The following is a 16979-nucleotide window of genomic DNA, read 5'->3' on the forward strand; positions in this document are numbered from 1 at the left end:
GCGGAAAAACCGCTACTAGAAGTCTACCCGTAAAGTTGAGCCGCCCTGCCCCTTACTCACCACAACCTGCGCCTGGATACGATTCTTCATCTCTTCAACATGCGAAATCAGCCCGATAGTGCGGCCATTCTCACGTAAACCATCAATAGTGGACATCACTTGCTCTAGGGTTTCACCGTCAAGAGTACCAAAACCTTCGTCAATAAACAGAGTGTCAATCTCAACCCCGCCATTATTTTCCTGCACAATCTCGGCCAGCCCCAACGCAAGAGCGAGCGAGGCCATGAACGTCTCACCCCCCGAGAGTGAGGCGGTGCGGCGGTCGGTACCCTGCCACGTATCAAAAACACGCACCCCCAGCCCCAGGCTGGTTCGCTCTTTAGCTTCCTTATCTTCGCTATGCACCAAGGTAAACCTGCCGCCACTCATCTGCTTCAAATGCGCCGAAGCAGCCCGCACCACCGCCTGAAACTCGCCCGCAAGCACATAATTCACCAAGTCGATCCGGCGGGTATTATTCGCAGAGGATGCGCTCGCCACCGCCGCCAGCGAACCGTACAGCTCATGACGTGCAATAGCCTGGGCGCTGCGGGTATGCTGCTTCTCAAACCGTACAATGAACTCCTTAAGATGCTCTTCACCACTCTCACGCAGCGTGTGGCGAGCCAGCAGCTCATCACGGGTTTTCTCCAAACCGCTAATACGCTCGCTCACTTTCTCACGTTCTGCCGCTTCGGGGACGCTCTGCCCGGCGGCAACACGCCGCGCAATATCGCGCATAGCCTCACGCTCAAGAGCCGAAAAGACTCGGGTCAGCTGCCGCTCATACTCGGTAAGGCGCTCCTGAATAGCCTTCTGCTCGGTACCCGACAGCACGGCAGCACACACAGCCTCAGCAGTGTCAAAGGGGGAATCTTCCAGTGCGGCCTGTGCCCCAGCGGTGCTCTGCGCGGCGCGTTTAGCGGCTTCTTCCGCACGGGTGACAGCAGTTTCGGCTGCCCGCACGGCGCTAAAGTAGCGTTCGAGGGCCTCAATGCGTTGGGTGAAATCTACCCGGGCACGCACCGGTTCCAGGGATGCTTCCAGCGCCGTAACACGCTCCTGGGCGGCCTCAGCCTGAGCGCGGGCTGCGGCTTGCGTCCGGGCAGCCTCAGTATTTTTCTCAGCGAGCACCTCAAGCTGCTGTTCTAAGGCCTTGAGTTTTTGCTGCGCAGCCTGTTTTGCGGTGTGCGTCTGTTCGGCGGAGGTGAGGGCGTGCTCCGCCTCGCTCAGGCGTGTAGCAGCAGCCTGAGGGGTTACGGCGCGGGTTTCGGTAAGCTGCTCCAGCACTGTGCGCGCCTTAGTATGCGCCGAGTGCGCGGCGGATTCGGCTGTGTTCGCCGCATCCGACGCCTCACAGGCCGCATCAATATCAGCCTGTTCGATAAGGGTTTCGTTGGGGGCACCGGTGGCGGGGTTGGGGTGCTGGCGCGAACCGCACACCATACACTCCTGACCCTGCTGCAGGTTCTTCGCCAAGCTCAGCGCCGCCTGGCTCATGCGTGCACTGCTGAGCTCGGTAACGCGCTGACGTGCCGTATTAGCGGCAGCATGGGCGGCTGCGTACAGGGTTTCTGTGCGCTGCACCTCCGCTGACGCCTCGGCAAGGCACTGGGCGTGCCGCTGCGCCTGTTCCAGCGTTTCCCGCGCAGCAGCGGCGGCGGTTTGTGCCTGGGCTAGGGCTTCCTCCACCCCGGCGAAGGCGTCAAGATCTTGCCCGGCCTTCTCCTTTGCGGTAACCGCCTGATGCGTCTCTTCGGTCAGCGTAGTGACGGCCGCGCAGGCGGTGGTGTACGTCTCTTCGGCGCTGCGCTGTTCAGCGCGGGCCGCGGTGAGCGCCTGGTCGTCTTTACGGTACCCTTTGAGCTCCGACAGGCAGGAGCTAATGAGCGTGGCTAGTTCCTCATATTCCACGTTGTGGGGCTGCCTCGCTGCTGCGGTGAGCCGGTAGGCGCGGGCCTCTAAGGGCTCCTTCCCGCCGGGGCCAGGCTTTAGGATCCCCAGTTGGGTTTCGGCGATTTCATGTGCCGCACGGTGTTTTTCGACGGCGCCGGTGAGCTCCTGCTCGTTCGCTGCCTGATCGGCTTCAGCGCGGGTGAGGGCGCTGTGCACGGGCTCTGCGGCACGGGCTGTCTCAAGAGTAGTTTTATCGGTGTGGCGGTCCTGTTTCTGCTCTTCGAGGCGTTCCTTATCGGCGGTGAGGCTCTCATATTCCGCCCAGTCACGGCTCAGAGCCGTTAGTTCATGCAGTTTCTCACGCTGTGCAGCAATACGCTGTTCAATGCTGGCGCGGCGGGTATCTTCCGCCTCCCCACCCCGCAGGGTGAGTTTCAGCTGGTGCCGCACCCAGTCCGTAAACTCTGCGGCGGGAAGCTGCAGCGGGTCAATCGCGGGCGGCTCTTGCCCCTGCTCGTGCGGCTTATGACCGTCCGTTACCGTCCGGACTGCTTCTTCCTCGGGTGCGGCTGCGGGTTCTTCGTCAAGCGGCGGTAGCTGCTGTTTTAAACGTGCTAGAGAGTTCACCCCCTCATCCCGTAACGTATCCAGCGCCTGGGCGGCGTCATGGGCCCGGTCGTGTGCCTGACGCGCAAGCTCATTCAAGCGCTCCACAATATGTTCATACGTTTCGATGGGGAACAGTTTCTTGAGTAGTTCTTGGCGTTCTCGCCCCACGGTGCGCAGAAACTTCGAGAAGTCCCCCTGCGGCAGCAGCATAACCTTCAGAAATTGTTCACGGGTGAGCCCGATCAGGGTCTGCACGTACTCCGCGCTTTCACGGTGGCGGTTGCCGACTTCCTCCCAGCTGGCGGCCTCCAGCGGGTCTGCCCCGGGGCGCAGCCTGCTCACATGGTGGGTGGCTTTCTCCTGTGTTAGCCCGGTGCCGCGTTTTTTGGGGCGCATCCAGGCGGGGGTGCGGTGAATACGTAACCGCCGCCCCTGCACCGTCAGTTCCAGCTCCACAAAAGGCGCCACATCACGGTCAGCGAAAATGGAACGCAGCTCGCTTTCGGCCCGTTGAGACGAGACAGTGCCGTAGATCGCATAACAGATGGCGTCCAGCACCGTGGTTTTACCGGCGCCGGTGGGGCCGTTCAGCAGGAATATACCGGCGTCGTTAAGCCGCTCAAAATCGATTTTTTCGTGGTGGGGGTACGCCATGAAGGCGCGGAACTCTAGTCGGTGGATGAGCATGCGGATGCCTTACTGTCTGCGGCGTCACCGCCGGGTTCGGTGGCTTCTTCAATGATTGCGGTGAGTATTTCTTCTTCACGCTCGCTCAAAGGAGCCCCACGCACGTAGGCGTAGAACTCGCGGCACATCACCTGCGGGGTAATATTTTCACGGGTGCGGTGGTAGGGGCTGCGCTGTACCTGTTCGACGGTGCTGCGAAATTCGAAGGACGCAATATGCGGGAACCGTTTGCGAAGCTGCTCAACAGGGTTCAGCGGCCGGTTCTCCTGTTCCAGGTAGATGCGGCAGAAAGCGTCCTCATAGGGCTCAAACGCGGGGTTGTTCAAAAGCTCGGTGAGGGTTCCGCGCAGGGTTTTTAGGTGTAGCGTGGTATCCCAGTTGATGGGGTCGATACTGGCGCTGACCCCACCGGCGTCGCGGGTGAGGGTGAGCAGCCAGGCACCCTTAACATGGTTCTCTTCCGAGAAGGAAAACGCCAGCGGTGAGCCGCTGTAGCGTATAGTGTCGCTGACCCGCTGCCGCCTGTGCAGGTGCCCCAGCGCCGTGTAGTCTATACCGTCAAAAAGGCTGGCGGGTGCCGCGTCCACCCCGCCGATGCTAATATCCCGCTCCGAATCAGAGCGGGCTGGCTCCGTTAGGGCGGTCTGCTCCCCACCGGTGTCCTCTTGCTCCCGGGCGGCGGGGGCGCGGGTTATAAAGGCGTGGGCGAGCGCAATACTGTAGTCTAAGTTGCCCTCCTTACGGAGTTCAGCAATATTTTCACGGATGCGCTCAGTCACGGCGCCCAGCACTCCCGCGTGCGTGGGTTCCACCCCAAGAACAGGGCCGTGATAGCGCGGGTTCAGGTATGGGATGGCGTATACGCCCACACGCGCCCCGTCTTTGCTGAGGATCACCGGGTGCTGCCAGGCCTGCTCACACCGGGTCATAATATGCACCCCGGCTGTGGCAAACAGTTCAGCCCCGAATCCCAGGCGGCGCGGTGAGTCGTGGTTGCCGCTGCTGAAAATAACCTGTGCCCCGGCAGCCACCAGGCCGGTGAGTGCCCGGTTGAGCAGCTGAATAGTTTCCGTGGAGGGGGTGGCGTTATCGTACACGTCTCCGCTAATGAGCACAGCATCGATGTTTTCTTCGGTTACGGTGGCGATCAGCTCATCAATGAACCGCTCACTCACATCATGCAGCGAGGTGCCGTGGAACGTACGGCCCAAATGCCAGTCGGAGGTGTGCAGTATTTTCATGCCTCCCAGTATCGCACCGGCAGCAATAGGTACGCATCTTGCACGGTCACCAGGCGCGCGTGTCTCATACGTCCGTTTTAAGGTGTCTGCCCCAGCTGCGCGATATAGCGGTCGGCAACCGCCCGCACATCCGCGGCCCCGCGCAGCTTCTCAAGTAGCGGCTGCGTGTCCCCGAGCGTACCCACGTGTGCGCCCAGCAGGGTGCCGGTAATGGCACCAATCGAGTCGGAGTCGGAATCTGCCGAGACCGCCCGCATAAGACCCGCCTGAAGCCCTTCCCCGGGGGCGCTTATGCGGGCTGAACAGTACAGAGTGTTCCACACCGCAATACCCAACACTGTGTAGCATAACCAGTCGGTACCGAAGTGCTCTGCGACTGCTTCGGGTGTTGGTTCGGTGTCCTGCAGGGCGAGCGCCTTCACCAGCGCCTCGCGAGTGTGCGCCGCATCGGCGGGGAAAGCCTCCTCCGCGGGGATGCTGCCGCACCAGTCGATGACGCGCCGCACCGAATCGGCTATGCTGTTCTTTTTGCCCTGTTCAGACCCGCAGGCGCCCGCTAGAACATCACGGGTCAGTAACGCATAGGCCGCCGCTGATGCCAGGGCCTCCGGGTGCCCGTGGGTCAATGCCGCCGCCCGCGCCGCCAGTAACACTACGGTGCGTTCGGGGGCTACCGGCAGGAAACCGAAAGCGCAGGAACGCACCAGCGCCCCCGTCCCAAGCGCATCAGGGTTAATATTTTGTGCCACCGTCTGCATTTCGCCGCTCTCTAAAGCCCTCAGAGTCGCTTGCCCCGGCCCTTCGCGGGCTGTCAGGGGCGCACTCGTGTCGATTTCGCGGTCAAGGGAAAACGGTGCGTGCGCTGCGGGTGTGAACCCCATCCCCCGGTACCAGCGCAGATACGCCAGCCACAGGCACGCCAGTTCGTCGGCGGGGGTGCCTTGATTATTCCACTCCAGAACTTCGGTGAGCGCATCAAGGGTGTAGCAGCTTAGCTGCGTGTCGTCGCTGAAGATGAGTTCGTTCTCACCCGTTAGGGGGCCGCGGGCTGCGATCTCTTTGGCGCTCAGCAGCTCCAGTGGGTACCCCAGGGCATCCCCCATAGCGGCGCATAGCAGGGCGGTGCGCACCGCGAGCGGGTATTTTTCGCTGGATGCATCGGGGGTTCGGGTGAATTCAGCCATACCGTTTATTCTACCCAGCGGAAGCTACCGCACGGGGTCAGTGCGCCTCTCCTTCGCCTTTTGCGGAGGTTTCGCGGTGGCTCACAATCAGCCGGTTTGATTTAAAGTAGAACTCTTCAGGCAGTTCATTCTGGATGGGCCCGTGCGGGAATTCGCTAAGTTTTGGCCGGAAATGCCAGTCCATGAGTTCGGCACTGGTTTGTTTGAGGATTTTACGTTCACGCATGGCGCGCATAATTTTTCGGCGCAGCCTGGGGGTGTCATTCACGGTGGCGGTAAACACCCAGGGGGTGGGGTAGTCTTCCCCGGCCTGCCCGAACACTATTTGCAGTTTACCGTTGTCGCTGGTGTCGAAGGTGAGGTCATCCGCGGTGATATCGGTAAAGGCCAGCACCCAGCTGTGTCGCCTCTCGTAGCTTTCGCGGGTGGTCTGTAACGCGGCAACTAGCCGGTAGTCTACGAGCAGTTCGACGCGCCGCTGCGTAATGTCGCCGAGCCGCGCGTAGTTGCCGAATGCCCGGTTTGCCCCGGAGCGTCGCGGCCATTTGGTGACGGCCCCGTGCGGTACGGCACCGGCGAATGTGAAGGGCCCGGTGATGGTCCCGGCCATGCGCAGCCGCTCAAATGGGGCTGTGGGGAGGAAAGTGTGCAGCAGCAGGTCGGAGCTGACGGATTTTCCCCAGCGTGCCACCTCGAATGCTGTCGGTTCGGGGCCTACCGGGTAGATGCGTGGCATTTTACGCCCGTGCTCGTCGAAACCTTCGGTGTGGGAGCCATCCGGCAGGTACCCTTCCATGGTGGCCCCGATCGGGCGCGTCCAGGAGCCGCTGTAGGGTTTGACGATGCGCGGGTTTGCCACCGGCAGGATACTGGTGCGCGCCCCCAGGTAGGCGGGCATGGACTCTAGGTTGCGCCAAGCGAATTTTGCGGCCACCGCCTCACGCCACCAGGTGGGTCGTTTGCCGGGGGTCTGCCCGCCGAGGCAGTGCATGAGAAGCCAGAACCCGGCCCACAGGGCACAGCCTACCGCGATGGTGAGGGTGATGATATTACCGATAAGACGGGCTGGCCCTTCACACCATATATTGACTGCCACGCACGTGCTCAGCGCCGCCCACGCCCCCATCGCGTAGGGTCCCAGGGTGATGATGGGGTCAACGACTTTTACGGCGGCTATAACCCGCCGGTTGAGCCCGCGCCAAATGTAGATGTAGGCCCACAGGGCGGGCGCAAGCAGCAGAAGCATGAGTATGAGCAGTACAATCATCAATGCCCTTAGGGAGGTTGAGTGGTTGGCTTGTACTACCTATTGTGCGCCTTTTCGGCCCGTTTCGCATGAAAACCATAGCATTGCGCGAATTATTGGTGCGGGTGGTATATTACCGCGCTGTGGGCAGTGCACAAGGCTAGACGGTCTTGTGTGTGAGGGCTTTTTCAAGGTGTGGTACGAGCGCGGCAAATGCGCGAGCCCGGTGGCTTATGGAGTTTTTAATCTCGGCCGGTATTTGTGCGCACGATTGCCCGGCATAGTCGCCGCCGTAGAGGGCGTTATCGCCGTTAAGTTCTGTAGGCTGCAGGATCGGGTCGTACCCGAACCCGCCGTCACCCTGCGGGGCGTGCAGGAGCACCCCGGGCAGTTCCCCGTATTCGACGGCCTCATACCCGCCGTCAGCTTCCGGCACGGCCAAGGAAGCGGCGCAGCAGAATTTCGCGGATCGGTGCTCATCGGCAATATCGCTTAACTGGCGCAGCAGCAGGTTAAGGTTCGCGGTGTCGTCCCCGTGCGCCCCAGACCAGCGCGCCGAGAAAATACCGGGTGCCCCGCCCAGCACGTCCACGCTCAGCCCAGAGTCGTCGGCTACGGCGATGAGCCCGGTTGCTTCTGCAATAGCGCGGGCCTTTATGAGGGAGTTCTCTGCGAAGCTCACCCCGGTTTCAGGTACGTCGGGGGCATGCACAGCCGAGGCGTCTACCACGTCCGTCTCTACGTTAAGCCCGTCGATCCGCCCGCGCAGGATCTCGCGCAGCTCACGCAGTTTACCCTGGTTATGGCTTGCTAGAACGATTTTTGCCATACCTCTTCTCCCCTTGTTAGTTGCAGAATGGTGTGAGCTAGTTTATGCGGTACCAAGCACTTCACGCTGAATCTGTGCAAGCTCGGCGGTGCCTTCCAACGCCAAGTCAAGGAGCGCGTTCAGCTCGTCCCGGTCGAACGGGGCACCTTCGGCGGTGCCCTGGACCTCAACAAATTTACCCGATCCGGTGACCACCACATTCATGTCGGTTTCAGCGCGAACATCTTCGGTGTACGGCAAGTCAAGCATGGGGGTGCCGTCGATAATACCGACCGAGATCGCCGAGACGGAGTCGGTGAGAGGATTCGCACCGGATGCGATCAGGCCGTTCTTTTTAGCCCACCCAATGGCGTCAGCGAGCGCCACATATGCCCCGGTAATGGAGGCGGTGCGGGTGCCCCCATCTGCCTGGAGTACGTCACAGTCAAGCACAATGGTGTTTTCTCCAAGGGCATCCATATCAATAACGGCGCGGAGGGAGCGTCCAATAAGACGGGAAATTTCGTGGGTGCGCCCACCGATTTTACCTTTGACGGATTCACGGGATGAGCGGGTCCCGGTGGCGCGCGGCAGCATGGCGTACTCGGCGCTCACCCACCCTTTGCCTTCACCTTTGAGCCAGCGAGGCACGCCTTCGGTGAAGGATGCGGTGCACAGCACCCGGGTGTTGCCGAATTCGATCAGGGCTGACCCTTCAGCGTTAAGTGACCAGCCGCGGGTTATGGTGATGGGGCGCAGCTCGTTGCAGGCACGGCCGTCTTCACGGGTGTTTTCGCTCATGGTGTCTCCTTCGCTGTATTGTACGGTGGGGCGGGGTGTTTAGTTGTCGTCCATGGTGGGTGGCAGCTCAATATTTGAGGTGTGCGAGTCGAACCGCTCGATGACGTTCAGGGTGCTGGTGGGCGGGTTGGTGGGTTTCGGCCGGGGATGGATGCGGTAGCTTGCCGCGACTTCGGCGACCCCCACGGATCCGGTGAACACGCTTTTCGCTTCAGCACGGGCAATATCTGGGTCGTTCCAGACGGGCAGGTGGGTTAACAGCAGGTTGCGCACCCCCGCAGCTTGGGCCGCCTGCCCGGCACGTTTGCCGGTCAGGTGAATGCCGCGCAGCGCGTCGTCACGCCCTTCCTGGTAGGCGGCTTCGCAGAGGAACAGATCGGCGCCGCGTGCCGCCTCAATGAGTCCGTCGCACAGGTCGGTGTCGCCGGAGTAGGCGAACAGAATATTTTCTGTGGCGGTGTTGCATTCAATGCGTAGGGCGTAGGGGTCTTTGGCAGGGTGTATCACCCGGAACGGTTCTACGGTGAAGGGACCAATGCGCACTTTCTGCCCTTCGGTCCAGGTGTGGTATTCAAATTCGGTGCTCATGCCGGGGTCGGGGTCGAGCCCGTGGGTGGCTGAGAGGTATTCGTTAATATCCGCTGGACCGTAGAGGGGGATGCGCCCGGCGGGCCAGCCGCGCGGGTCCCATTTGACGGCCACGTGCAGCCCGGAGAGGTCGATGCAGTGGTCGGGGTGCAGGTGGGAGATGAGGATCGCGTCAATATCGGCGAGGTTTATATGCCGCTGCAGCACCCCGAGCGCTCCGTTGCCCATGTCCATGAGTACCCGCCAGGTGCGGCCGTGGCGGTCGGTTGCAGTCAGCAGGTAGCAGCTCGCCGGGGAGTTTGGTCCCGGGAACGAGCCGGTGCATCCGATGACGGTCAGGCGCATGGGGTTAGTCCTTCGTGGGGGTAAGTTGCGGGTCGATACGGGTGTGGGTGTTCATCATGTCGGGGGTGAGGGCGGTGAGTGAGCCGGTGGGGAACCGTTCAGCGACGGAGGAGGTGTGGCGCACGTTGGTGACTTCAGGGCCGAGGAACCTGCGGGCTAGGTGTTCGAAGGTTTCTGATTGGCCGGTTGCGAGGAATTCGTGTTCAAACTGGTTGTTCAGTACCGGGGTTTCGAGCCCGCCGGTGAGCAGTTCACGGTATACGTCTTTGGCGGTTTCATCGGCGGAGGAGACGAGGGTGACGTCTTCACCCATAATGTACGAGATGACGCCGGTCAGCAGCGGGTAGTGGGTGCACCCAAGCACCAGGGTGTCTACTCCCGCATCTTTGAGGGGCTGTAAGTAGTCTTGGGCGGTTTGCAGCAGTTCGGGTCCGGAGGTGATGCCGCGTTCTACGAATTCGACGAAGCGGGGGCAGGCCACCGAGTGCACGCGCAGGTTGGGGGCGATGGCGAAGGTGTCTTCATAGGCGCGGGAGGTGACGGTTGCTTCTGTTGCGATTACCCCGATGGTGCGGTTGCGGGTTGCTGCGAGCGCGCGGCGCGCGGCGGGCTGAATCACCTCAATCACGGGGATATTATATTGACGGGTGTACCGTTCACGGGCGTCTCTGAGCACGGCTGCCGAGGCGGTGTTGCAGGCAATGACGAGCATTTTCACGCCGGAGTCCACGAGCTCGTCCATAATGCGTAGGGCGTTGGCCCGCACTTGCGCTATTTTGAGGGGCCCGTAGGGTCCGTGGGCGGTGTCTCCCACATAGATAATGCGTTCATACGGCAGCTGGTCCATAATGGCGCGGGCCACGGTGAGCCCACCCACACCGGAGTCGAAGACGCCGATAGGGGCGGAAGCACTCGGGGTGATGGGGGCGAGAGTTCCCCAGGGGGTGCGAGCGTGGGTTTGCTCGGTCGTATTGTGGCTTTCGCTCACTGTGGTTTTACCTGCACTTTTGTTGTTGCCTTCAAACATATGGTTTGAGGGCCAGATCGAGTTTTGGGGTTTTGTGTGGTTGTACCGTTTTAGGCGCCGTAACCCATTCTACGGTTTGGGTGCCTTAAAACGTATTCCGCTCGGGTGCGCGGTTTTATATTACGGATATTACGGGGTGTTTTCCCCGTTTTTCTACCTGCGGGCGCCGTGTTCACCTGTGGCGTTGCACAACGGGGCAGCACCGGCCCGGGGTGCACCGGGTTAGGGGGTGTGCAGCCCGTCCATCAGCGCGCTCATGAGCGATTCCTGCACCCAACTAATGAAGTTGTACACCATCGCCAGGTATTCGTCTTCGGTTTCTATCTGTGACCAGTCGACGTACCGGTGGATTTCTTCAGCTCGCGCGTCGTCGGTAATGTCGAGGCGGGTGGCCAGCACCAGGCGGATATCGGAGAGGGCCGATGCCCAAGCGCGTGCGTGTTCTTCGTCAAGGAGCAGGTCGGCGGATTCGATATCGAAGGCGAGCATCGAAAGGTTCGCGATTTTACGTTCACGCAGGTCGCGTTCGGTGTAGCGGCGGTATTCTGCGGCTGCTTCTTCGTCGCTGCTGCCGACCGGCAGCAGACGGGATACGGCGGGGTCGGTGGGCACCTGCGGGTTGTCGGTGATACCGATAAGTGCATCCAGCGGGTCGGCGTCTTGCCCGGTTTCGGGCTGCAGCAGGGCAACAATGTCTTCAGCGAGGTCGCGGATGAGAAGCAGCTCGGGTTTTTCGAAGTACGCAGTGTACCCGCGCGGGGTGTTTTTGAAGCCGCGCGCCATTAGTTATCAACTTTCTCGAAGGTTGCCTGCAGTCCCCAGCCGTGCATGGCGTGGGTGTGTTTTTCGGCTTCTTCACGGCTGCCGGTAAATACTATGGCTTTACCGTTATGGTGCACCTGGAGCATAAGTTCTTCAGCGCGAGCACGGCTGAACCCAAAGTGTGAACGGAAAACATAGGACACATAGGTCATGAGGTTCACGGGGTCGTTCCACACGATCACTTGCCACGGCGTATTGAGTTCAAGTGAGTCACTCAAGTGGGTATCAAGATCGGTTTCACCGAGTGTGTGTGCAGACAGCACTGGCGGGGTGATGATGGTGTGGGCGGGCGTGCTACTCATGGGCCGATTGTACCGCATAATCTGCCTGCTTCCCTTATTTTTTATGGGTTTCGGTTCACAGCGAACTCTTATGGTCATTTTTACCGTATGTCATGGACAACACACCTTCACAATGCTGTTTTGAGCCACCCACCCCTCTAGAATGAGGTGTATGGCAACAACCTCACTGCTCACCGACCATTATGAATTAACTATGCTGCAGGCCGCGCTCGCCTCAGGGGCGGCTCACCGCATGTGCACCTTCGAAGTGTTCACCCGGCGACTGCCAGCAGGCCGCCGCTACGGGGTGCTCGCTGGAACAGGGCGTTTTCTTGAAGGACTCGATAAGTTCCGTTTCGATGACGAAGAGCTATCGTTCTTGGCGGCCCGCAATATTGTGAACACCCAAACCCTGAAATATCTCGAAAATTTTGAGTTCACCGGCACAGTACGTGGCTACGCTGAGGGCGAGTTATTCTTCCCTCACTCCCCCGTGCTGCAGGTTGAGGCAACGTTCGCGCAGGCGTGTGTCCTTGAAACCTATCTGCTGTCGATCCTAAATTACGACTCAGCGGTCGCTTCTGCCGCTTCGCGCATGAGCGCCGCCGCCGGAACCCGCCCCTGCATTGAGATGGGTTCGCGACGGGCCCATGAACGCGCCGCAGTATCTGCTGCCCGCGCCGCCGCTATTGCGGGATTTGCCGCAACCTCCAACCTTGAGGCAGGCCGCCGGTACGGGCTTGAAACCGTCGGTACCAGCGCCCACGCCTTTACCCTGCTTCACGACTCGGAACGGGAAGCGTTCGAAGCTCAGCTGCGTTCGCTGGGTGCACGCACTACCTTGCTGGTCGATACTTACGATGTGGATAATGCGGTACGCACCGCGGTTGAACTAGCGGGTGAGGAGCTGGGCGGGGTACGCCTGGATTCTGGTGACCTGGTGGCAACCGCGCAGCGAGTGCGTGAGCTGCTCGATTCTTTAGGGAACGAGCACACAAAGATTACGGTCACCAGCGACCTTGACGAGTACGCTATCGCCTCCCTCGCGGCGGCCCCCGTGGATTCATACGGGGTGGGGACCAAACTGGTGACCGGCTCCGGGGCACCGACCTCTTCCATGGTGTATAAGGTGGTGGCGCGCGAGAACTCGGCGGGCGAGATGGAGCCTGTGGCAAAGGCCTCCGCCGGTAAGGCATCGGTGGGCGGTGCTAAACGCGCCGCGCGTAAGCTTTCCCCTATGGGAATAGCCAGTGCAGAGCTGCTGAGCGTCACCGAGGATCCGGCACAGATCGAGAATACCCGCCCGCTCATGGTGGATTTTGTGGTGGATGGTGAACATCTGCCCGGTTTTACGGGCGAGGATGCGGTACGTGCCGCCGCCGCACGGCATCAGCGTTCACTGGCAGAGCTCCCCGAGGCGGCCCGCCGTCTCTCGGAGGGTGAGCCAGTGATCCCCACCGAGTTCATATAGTTCTTTAGCAACTGTCCCCCTTTCACTGAGCCCCAAGGATTTTCTAGGATAGTCTCATGGCAAAAGCACTCATTATTGTTGATGTTCAGAACGATTTCTGCGCCGGTGGGGCGTTGGCAACCGACCGAGGAGCCAAGGTCGCCTCGCTCATTAGCGAATACGTTGAGGATAACCACCACCGGTACGAGGCGGTTGTGGCCACCCAGGACTGGCATATTGACCCGGGCGCGCATTTCTCTGACACCCCGGATTTTGTGGATTCCTGGCCGGTGCACTGTGTGGCGAATACCGAAGGAGCCGAGATTCACCCGAATCTTGATACCGACTACATCGAAGCGTATTTCCGTAAGGGCCGGTATGAGGCTGCGTATTCAGGGTTCGAGGGGCTGCAGGCCCCCGAGGAGTCGGTCATGACCGGTGAGCATGAGCCGGGTGCCACGCTGGATGACGAAGGCCCGAAAACCCCGCTGGCGGACTGGCTGGATGAACACGAGATACAGGATGTCGACATTGTGGGTATCGCCACCGACTACTGTGTGCTGGCAACCGCTAAGGACGCGGTGGATGCTGGGTATGAGACCCGTGTGCTGATCGATCTGACAGCCCCCGTGCACGAGGATAAGCTCGACGAAGTAATCGCCGAGATGGAGGACGAGGGCATTACGGTCAAGCAGGCGCTGTAAGCGCGTCCCGCTCATCGTGAGCGCTTTTAGAGTACGAGGCGACATTCTTAGTGGGTTCCCTGTAGTATGCCCCGGTAAGAATGTCGCCTCTGCACGTGTAATATGCGGATGATTTAGGTGTCAAGATGCGCGTAGCGGTAGATAAACGCAGCCATTGCGTCACGGTGAATCGGCTCACTAGGGCGGTAGGTGCCATCGGCCCAGCCGGTAGTAATGCCGCTTGAACGTAGCCAGTTAATTTCGCGGTAGAATGCGCCATCATGAGGCACGTCCTTAAAAACTGGCCCAACCACTACATAGTCAGGTTTACCAGCGTAACGGTAGAAGAATGCGGCCATTGCCTCGCGAGTAACCGCGTCTTGCGGTCGGTAGGTGCCATCGGCCCAGCCGGTAGTAAGACCCTGCTGATGCATCCACACAATCTCATGGTAAAACTGGTGCGAGGGGTTCACATCGGTAAAAGGTGAGGCGGCGGGCAAGGTAACCTCCGGCGAACCCGCCAGCCGGTAGAAGAAAGCAGCAACCGCCCCGCGCTCAATATTATTCAGCGGTCGGTAGGTACCATCGGCCCAGCCGGTGGTGATATTTCGGTACTCTAGCCACGTGATTTCTTCGTAGAACGGATGATTTTGGGGCACATCACTAAATCGGCAGGGGCCGTCAACGGTTGGGTGTGGGACGGGCTGCACCTGAGCTTCTTGAACGGTGGGGTATGAGAGCAGTTTCTGCAGAAGTCCCTTGCCCTGCGCGGCGGTGACAAAGTGGGATACTTCTACTTCAGCATAGTTTCTGTCTCCAGATTGTATGTAGCTGTAGTACTGGATATTCACAGGATAGTTATCCTCGGTGAGTTTCTGACTCAGCTGGGCCACCAAGTACTGGTGTATCTGCTCATTGTTCCACCCACGATGCTCGGTTTGGGCTTTCGCATCCTCAATAGCCGCAGCGGTGAACGTGATGGGGAAAAGCTGGTAGTACATATCTGCATGTTCGAATGGCGCACAGTACGGACCGGAGTACCCCGCATTGTCACCAGGTGCTGCCAGTGCTGCTGGGCCTAGCAACGTAGCTCCCAGTGCAACAGCGCACATGGCAGTACCTACTGCCTGAGAGGTTCTACGAGTAGTTACTTTTTTCATTGTTATCTCTTTCACCATAGAGCGTGCGGCACACCCCTAACGTATTTTGACCTTTAGATACACCGCGCACACTGCGTATTTACTTCTTGTGAGCGTAGCGATAAATAAAAGCTGCCATTGCATCACGGCGGATGGGGTCTACAGGACGGTACGTCCCATCCTGCCACCCATTAGCTATACCAGTAGAATGCAACCAGGTAATCTCTCGATAGAAACTGCTGCCAACCGAAACATCCCTGAATGGAGAAGTGCTTGGCATCACATACTCTGGCTGTCCTGCATATCGGTAGAAAAACGCTGCCATTGCGCCACGTTCTACATTATCTGCTGGGCGGAACGTGCCATCAGGGTATCCAGTAGTAATACCCTGCGCTCCTATCCACTGAATCTCTTGATAAAATGGCATGTTTTTATGTATATCGTAAAATATTGGACCATTATTCCATGGATCAGGGTTCTTTACAGGATTGTCCAGATATTCCAGTGTCTTGCCCGCATCTACAATACCAGGACCACAGCTATACTGATCACAGTTTTGTATAGGACGGTTTTGAGCACTTTTCTGCATCGCAGAAAGTATACGATCAGGAGTAGCATCTGGGTTGACTGATTTAGCCAAAGCAGCAATAGCACTAATATGAGGAGCAGCCATAGAAGTACCCGCGTTCTCGCTGTAGTTATGCTCTCCAACAGAAATCATTCCTGTATTAAAAGTAGAAAATATACCTTGATTAGGAGCATGAGTCCCTCCAGGAGCACTTATGCTAACGCTAGAACCGTATGAGGCAACAGGCCGCTCACCCATTCGAGTAGTAGAACTCACAGAAATAACATGATTACAATTTGCAGGGGTAAAATATTTGACGTCAAGGTTCTTATTACCAGCAGATGCTACAACCACGATACCCTTAGCATGCAATTCATCAAATATGTCCTGATATCCTTTAAAACATTTACTGCCAGAATTTAAATATGAGCCAAACGACAGGTTAATAACTTGAGCAGGATACCTATTTTCTGGAGTATCTTGCACCTTCAGACCCCCAGCCCATTTTATCGCATCAGTAACATCCGAGAACCTAGTTCCACAAGGCCCAAAAGCACGTACAGGCAGAATCTTCGCATTGGGAGAAATCCCAGACATACCAATTTTATTATTTGCTGAAGCTGCGATAGTACCCGCAATATGAGTACCATGCCAACGCATATAACTTTCTGCTTTTCGCCCATTAGAACAGATTCCATTTTTAGGCACCATCGCACTATCCGAAGGATCTGAGTCGCGCCCATCACCATCGTCTGCTTGTATAGCATCAGATAAAAAGTCGTAACCCGGAACAATATTATTAACCAGATCAGGATGATGATTGACACCAGTATCGATAACTGCAACTGTAACGTTATCACCCAGGGAGCGTTGCCATGCGGACTTTACATTAATTCCATATTCACCATGTAAATCCCATTGCTTATCAAAGTATTCATCATTTGGAGTGACATAGTTTTTTGAATATGCAGAAAGATCAGGTACAGGAGTATCTTCTTGTTGATTCTGAGAAGACTCGTTCATCTCAGGGTCAGAGATTCCCTGATAATCTATATTATAGTCTGGAAAAATATCTTCAACACCAGAGATATCTTTAGCTGATTCTATAAAAGAATCAATATTGTCTGAACTAATATAATTTGATATATTAATTACTACAGAGTTTTTTATAGCAATCGTATGACTATAGGAAACAGTGTAGCCAAATTTATCGGCAAAATTATACTTAATTGCATCCACCATATTATTAGACTCAACGTTGCTTAGCAACGTATCCGCATTAGGAGCATGCTGGGCAACAAAGCCATGTGAAAACGTCACAATAAATTGGTTATATAAACCCTGTGATGAGTCAGAAAAACTGTACTTGATATTTGTTAGTGAGCTACTGGCACTAGATGACTCAAAACTAAGAGCAGGCACATATGACGTCCCAAACAAAAAAATCCTAAAGTAGTTACAGAAACTAGCTTTCTAATACTTAACTTTTTATCACTGATTAACGCAAAGACCATCATTAGCCTTTCAAAACTTGAGTGAATATATATAGATACATCTATCTGACG

General features: G+C 57.8%; 14 protein-coding genes. 2 read left to right on the top strand and 12 right to left on the bottom strand.

The features are described 5' to 3' along the window. Nucleotides 1–15 precede the first annotated feature (15 nt). The 10 genes from D8M41_RS05085 to clpS form a co-directional block, all read right to left on the bottom strand. Entirely contained in the window at nucleotides 16–3231 is a 3216-nt protein-coding gene (locus tag D8M41_RS05085; RefSeq protein WP_006888871.1) for an AAA family ATPase, read from the bottom strand. Then, on the bottom strand, nucleotides 3213–4472 hold the full coding sequence (locus D8M41_RS05090; RefSeq protein ID WP_006888832.1) for an exonuclease SbcCD subunit D: 1260 nt from the start codon (nucleotides 4470–4472) through the stop codon (nucleotides 3213–3215). Before D8M41_RS05090 ends, D8M41_RS05085 begins: the two co-directional genes overlap by 19 nt. A 77-nt stretch (nucleotides 4473–4549) precedes the next feature. Next, on the bottom strand, nucleotides 4550–5656 hold the full coding sequence (locus tag D8M41_RS05095) for an ADP-ribosylglycohydrolase family protein (protein ID WP_006888922.1): 1107 nt from the start codon (nucleotides 5654–5656) through the stop codon (nucleotides 4550–4552). A 37-nt stretch (nucleotides 5657–5693) separates the two neighbouring features. Then, complete coding sequence (locus D8M41_RS05100) at nucleotides 5694–6923, bottom strand: hypothetical protein (RefSeq protein ID WP_006888858.1); 1230 nt, start codon at nucleotides 6921–6923, stop codon at nucleotides 5694–5696. 139 nt (nucleotides 6924–7062) lie between these two features. Then, on the bottom strand, nucleotides 7063–7731 hold the full coding sequence (locus D8M41_RS05105) for a non-canonical purine NTP pyrophosphatase (RefSeq protein WP_006888852.1): 669 nt from the start codon (nucleotides 7729–7731) through the stop codon (nucleotides 7063–7065). Between the two features lie 42 nt (nucleotides 7732–7773). Then, on the bottom strand, nucleotides 7774–8511 hold the full coding sequence (gene rph / locus D8M41_RS05110) for a ribonuclease PH (protein ID WP_006888939.1): 738 nt from the start codon (nucleotides 8509–8511) through the stop codon (nucleotides 7774–7776). Between the two features lie 39 nt (nucleotides 8512–8550). Then, nucleotides 8551–9444 (bottom strand): MBL fold metallo-hydrolase, encoded by an 894-nt coding sequence (locus D8M41_RS05115; RefSeq protein ID WP_006888911.1) that lies wholly within the window; start codon nucleotides 9442–9444, stop codon nucleotides 8551–8553. Between the two features lie 4 nt (nucleotides 9445–9448). Next, nucleotides 9449–10471 carry a glutamate racemase gene (gene murI, locus D8M41_RS05120; RefSeq protein ID WP_006888885.1) on the bottom strand — a complete coding sequence of 341 codons (1023 nt, stop codon included), beginning with the start codon at nucleotides 10469–10471 and terminating at the stop codon, nucleotides 9449–9451. Between the two features lie 222 nt (nucleotides 10472–10693). Then, complete coding sequence (locus tag D8M41_RS05125) at nucleotides 10694–11254, bottom strand: DUF2017 domain-containing protein (protein WP_006888872.1); 561 nt, start codon at nucleotides 11252–11254, stop codon at nucleotides 10694–10696. Next, nucleotides 11254–11595, bottom strand: a complete 342-nt coding sequence (gene clpS / locus D8M41_RS05130) for an ATP-dependent Clp protease adapter ClpS (RefSeq protein WP_023134645.1) — start codon at nucleotides 11593–11595, stop codon at nucleotides 11254–11256. The genes D8M41_RS05125 and clpS overlap by 1 nt, the downstream gene beginning before the upstream one ends. 151 nt (nucleotides 11596–11746) lie before the next feature. On the opposite strand from clpS, the gene D8M41_RS05135 reads away from it, so the two are divergent. Further along, nucleotides 11747–13045 carry a nicotinate phosphoribosyltransferase gene (locus D8M41_RS05135; RefSeq protein WP_006888928.1) on the top strand — a complete coding sequence of 433 codons (1299 nt, stop codon included), beginning with the start codon at nucleotides 11747–11749 and terminating at the stop codon, nucleotides 13043–13045. A gap of 56 nt (nucleotides 13046–13101) precedes the next feature. Further along, entirely contained in the window at nucleotides 13102–13728 is a 627-nt protein-coding gene (locus tag D8M41_RS05140; protein ID WP_006888918.1) for an isochorismatase family protein, read from the top strand. A gap of 113 nt (nucleotides 13729–13841) precedes the next feature. Here D8M41_RS05140 and D8M41_RS05145 read toward each other — a convergent pair whose 3' ends face one another. Both D8M41_RS05145 and D8M41_RS11915 read right to left on the bottom strand, forming a co-directional pair. Further along, on the bottom strand, nucleotides 13842–14867 hold the full coding sequence (locus D8M41_RS05145) for an S-layer homology domain-containing protein (protein ID WP_238693469.1): 1026 nt from the start codon (nucleotides 14865–14867) through the stop codon (nucleotides 13842–13844). 79 nt (nucleotides 14868–14946) lie between these two features. Further along, a complete protein-coding gene (locus D8M41_RS11915; protein ID WP_238693470.1) occupies nucleotides 14947–16836 on the bottom strand; it encodes a S8 family serine peptidase in 1890 nt (629 codons plus the stop codon). Nucleotides 16837–16979 lie beyond the last annotated feature (143 nt).

The organism is Rothia sp. HSID18069, from assembly GCF_003989155.1.
Lineage (GTDB): Bacteria > Actinomycetota > Actinomycetes > Actinomycetales > Micrococcaceae > Rothia > Rothia aeria.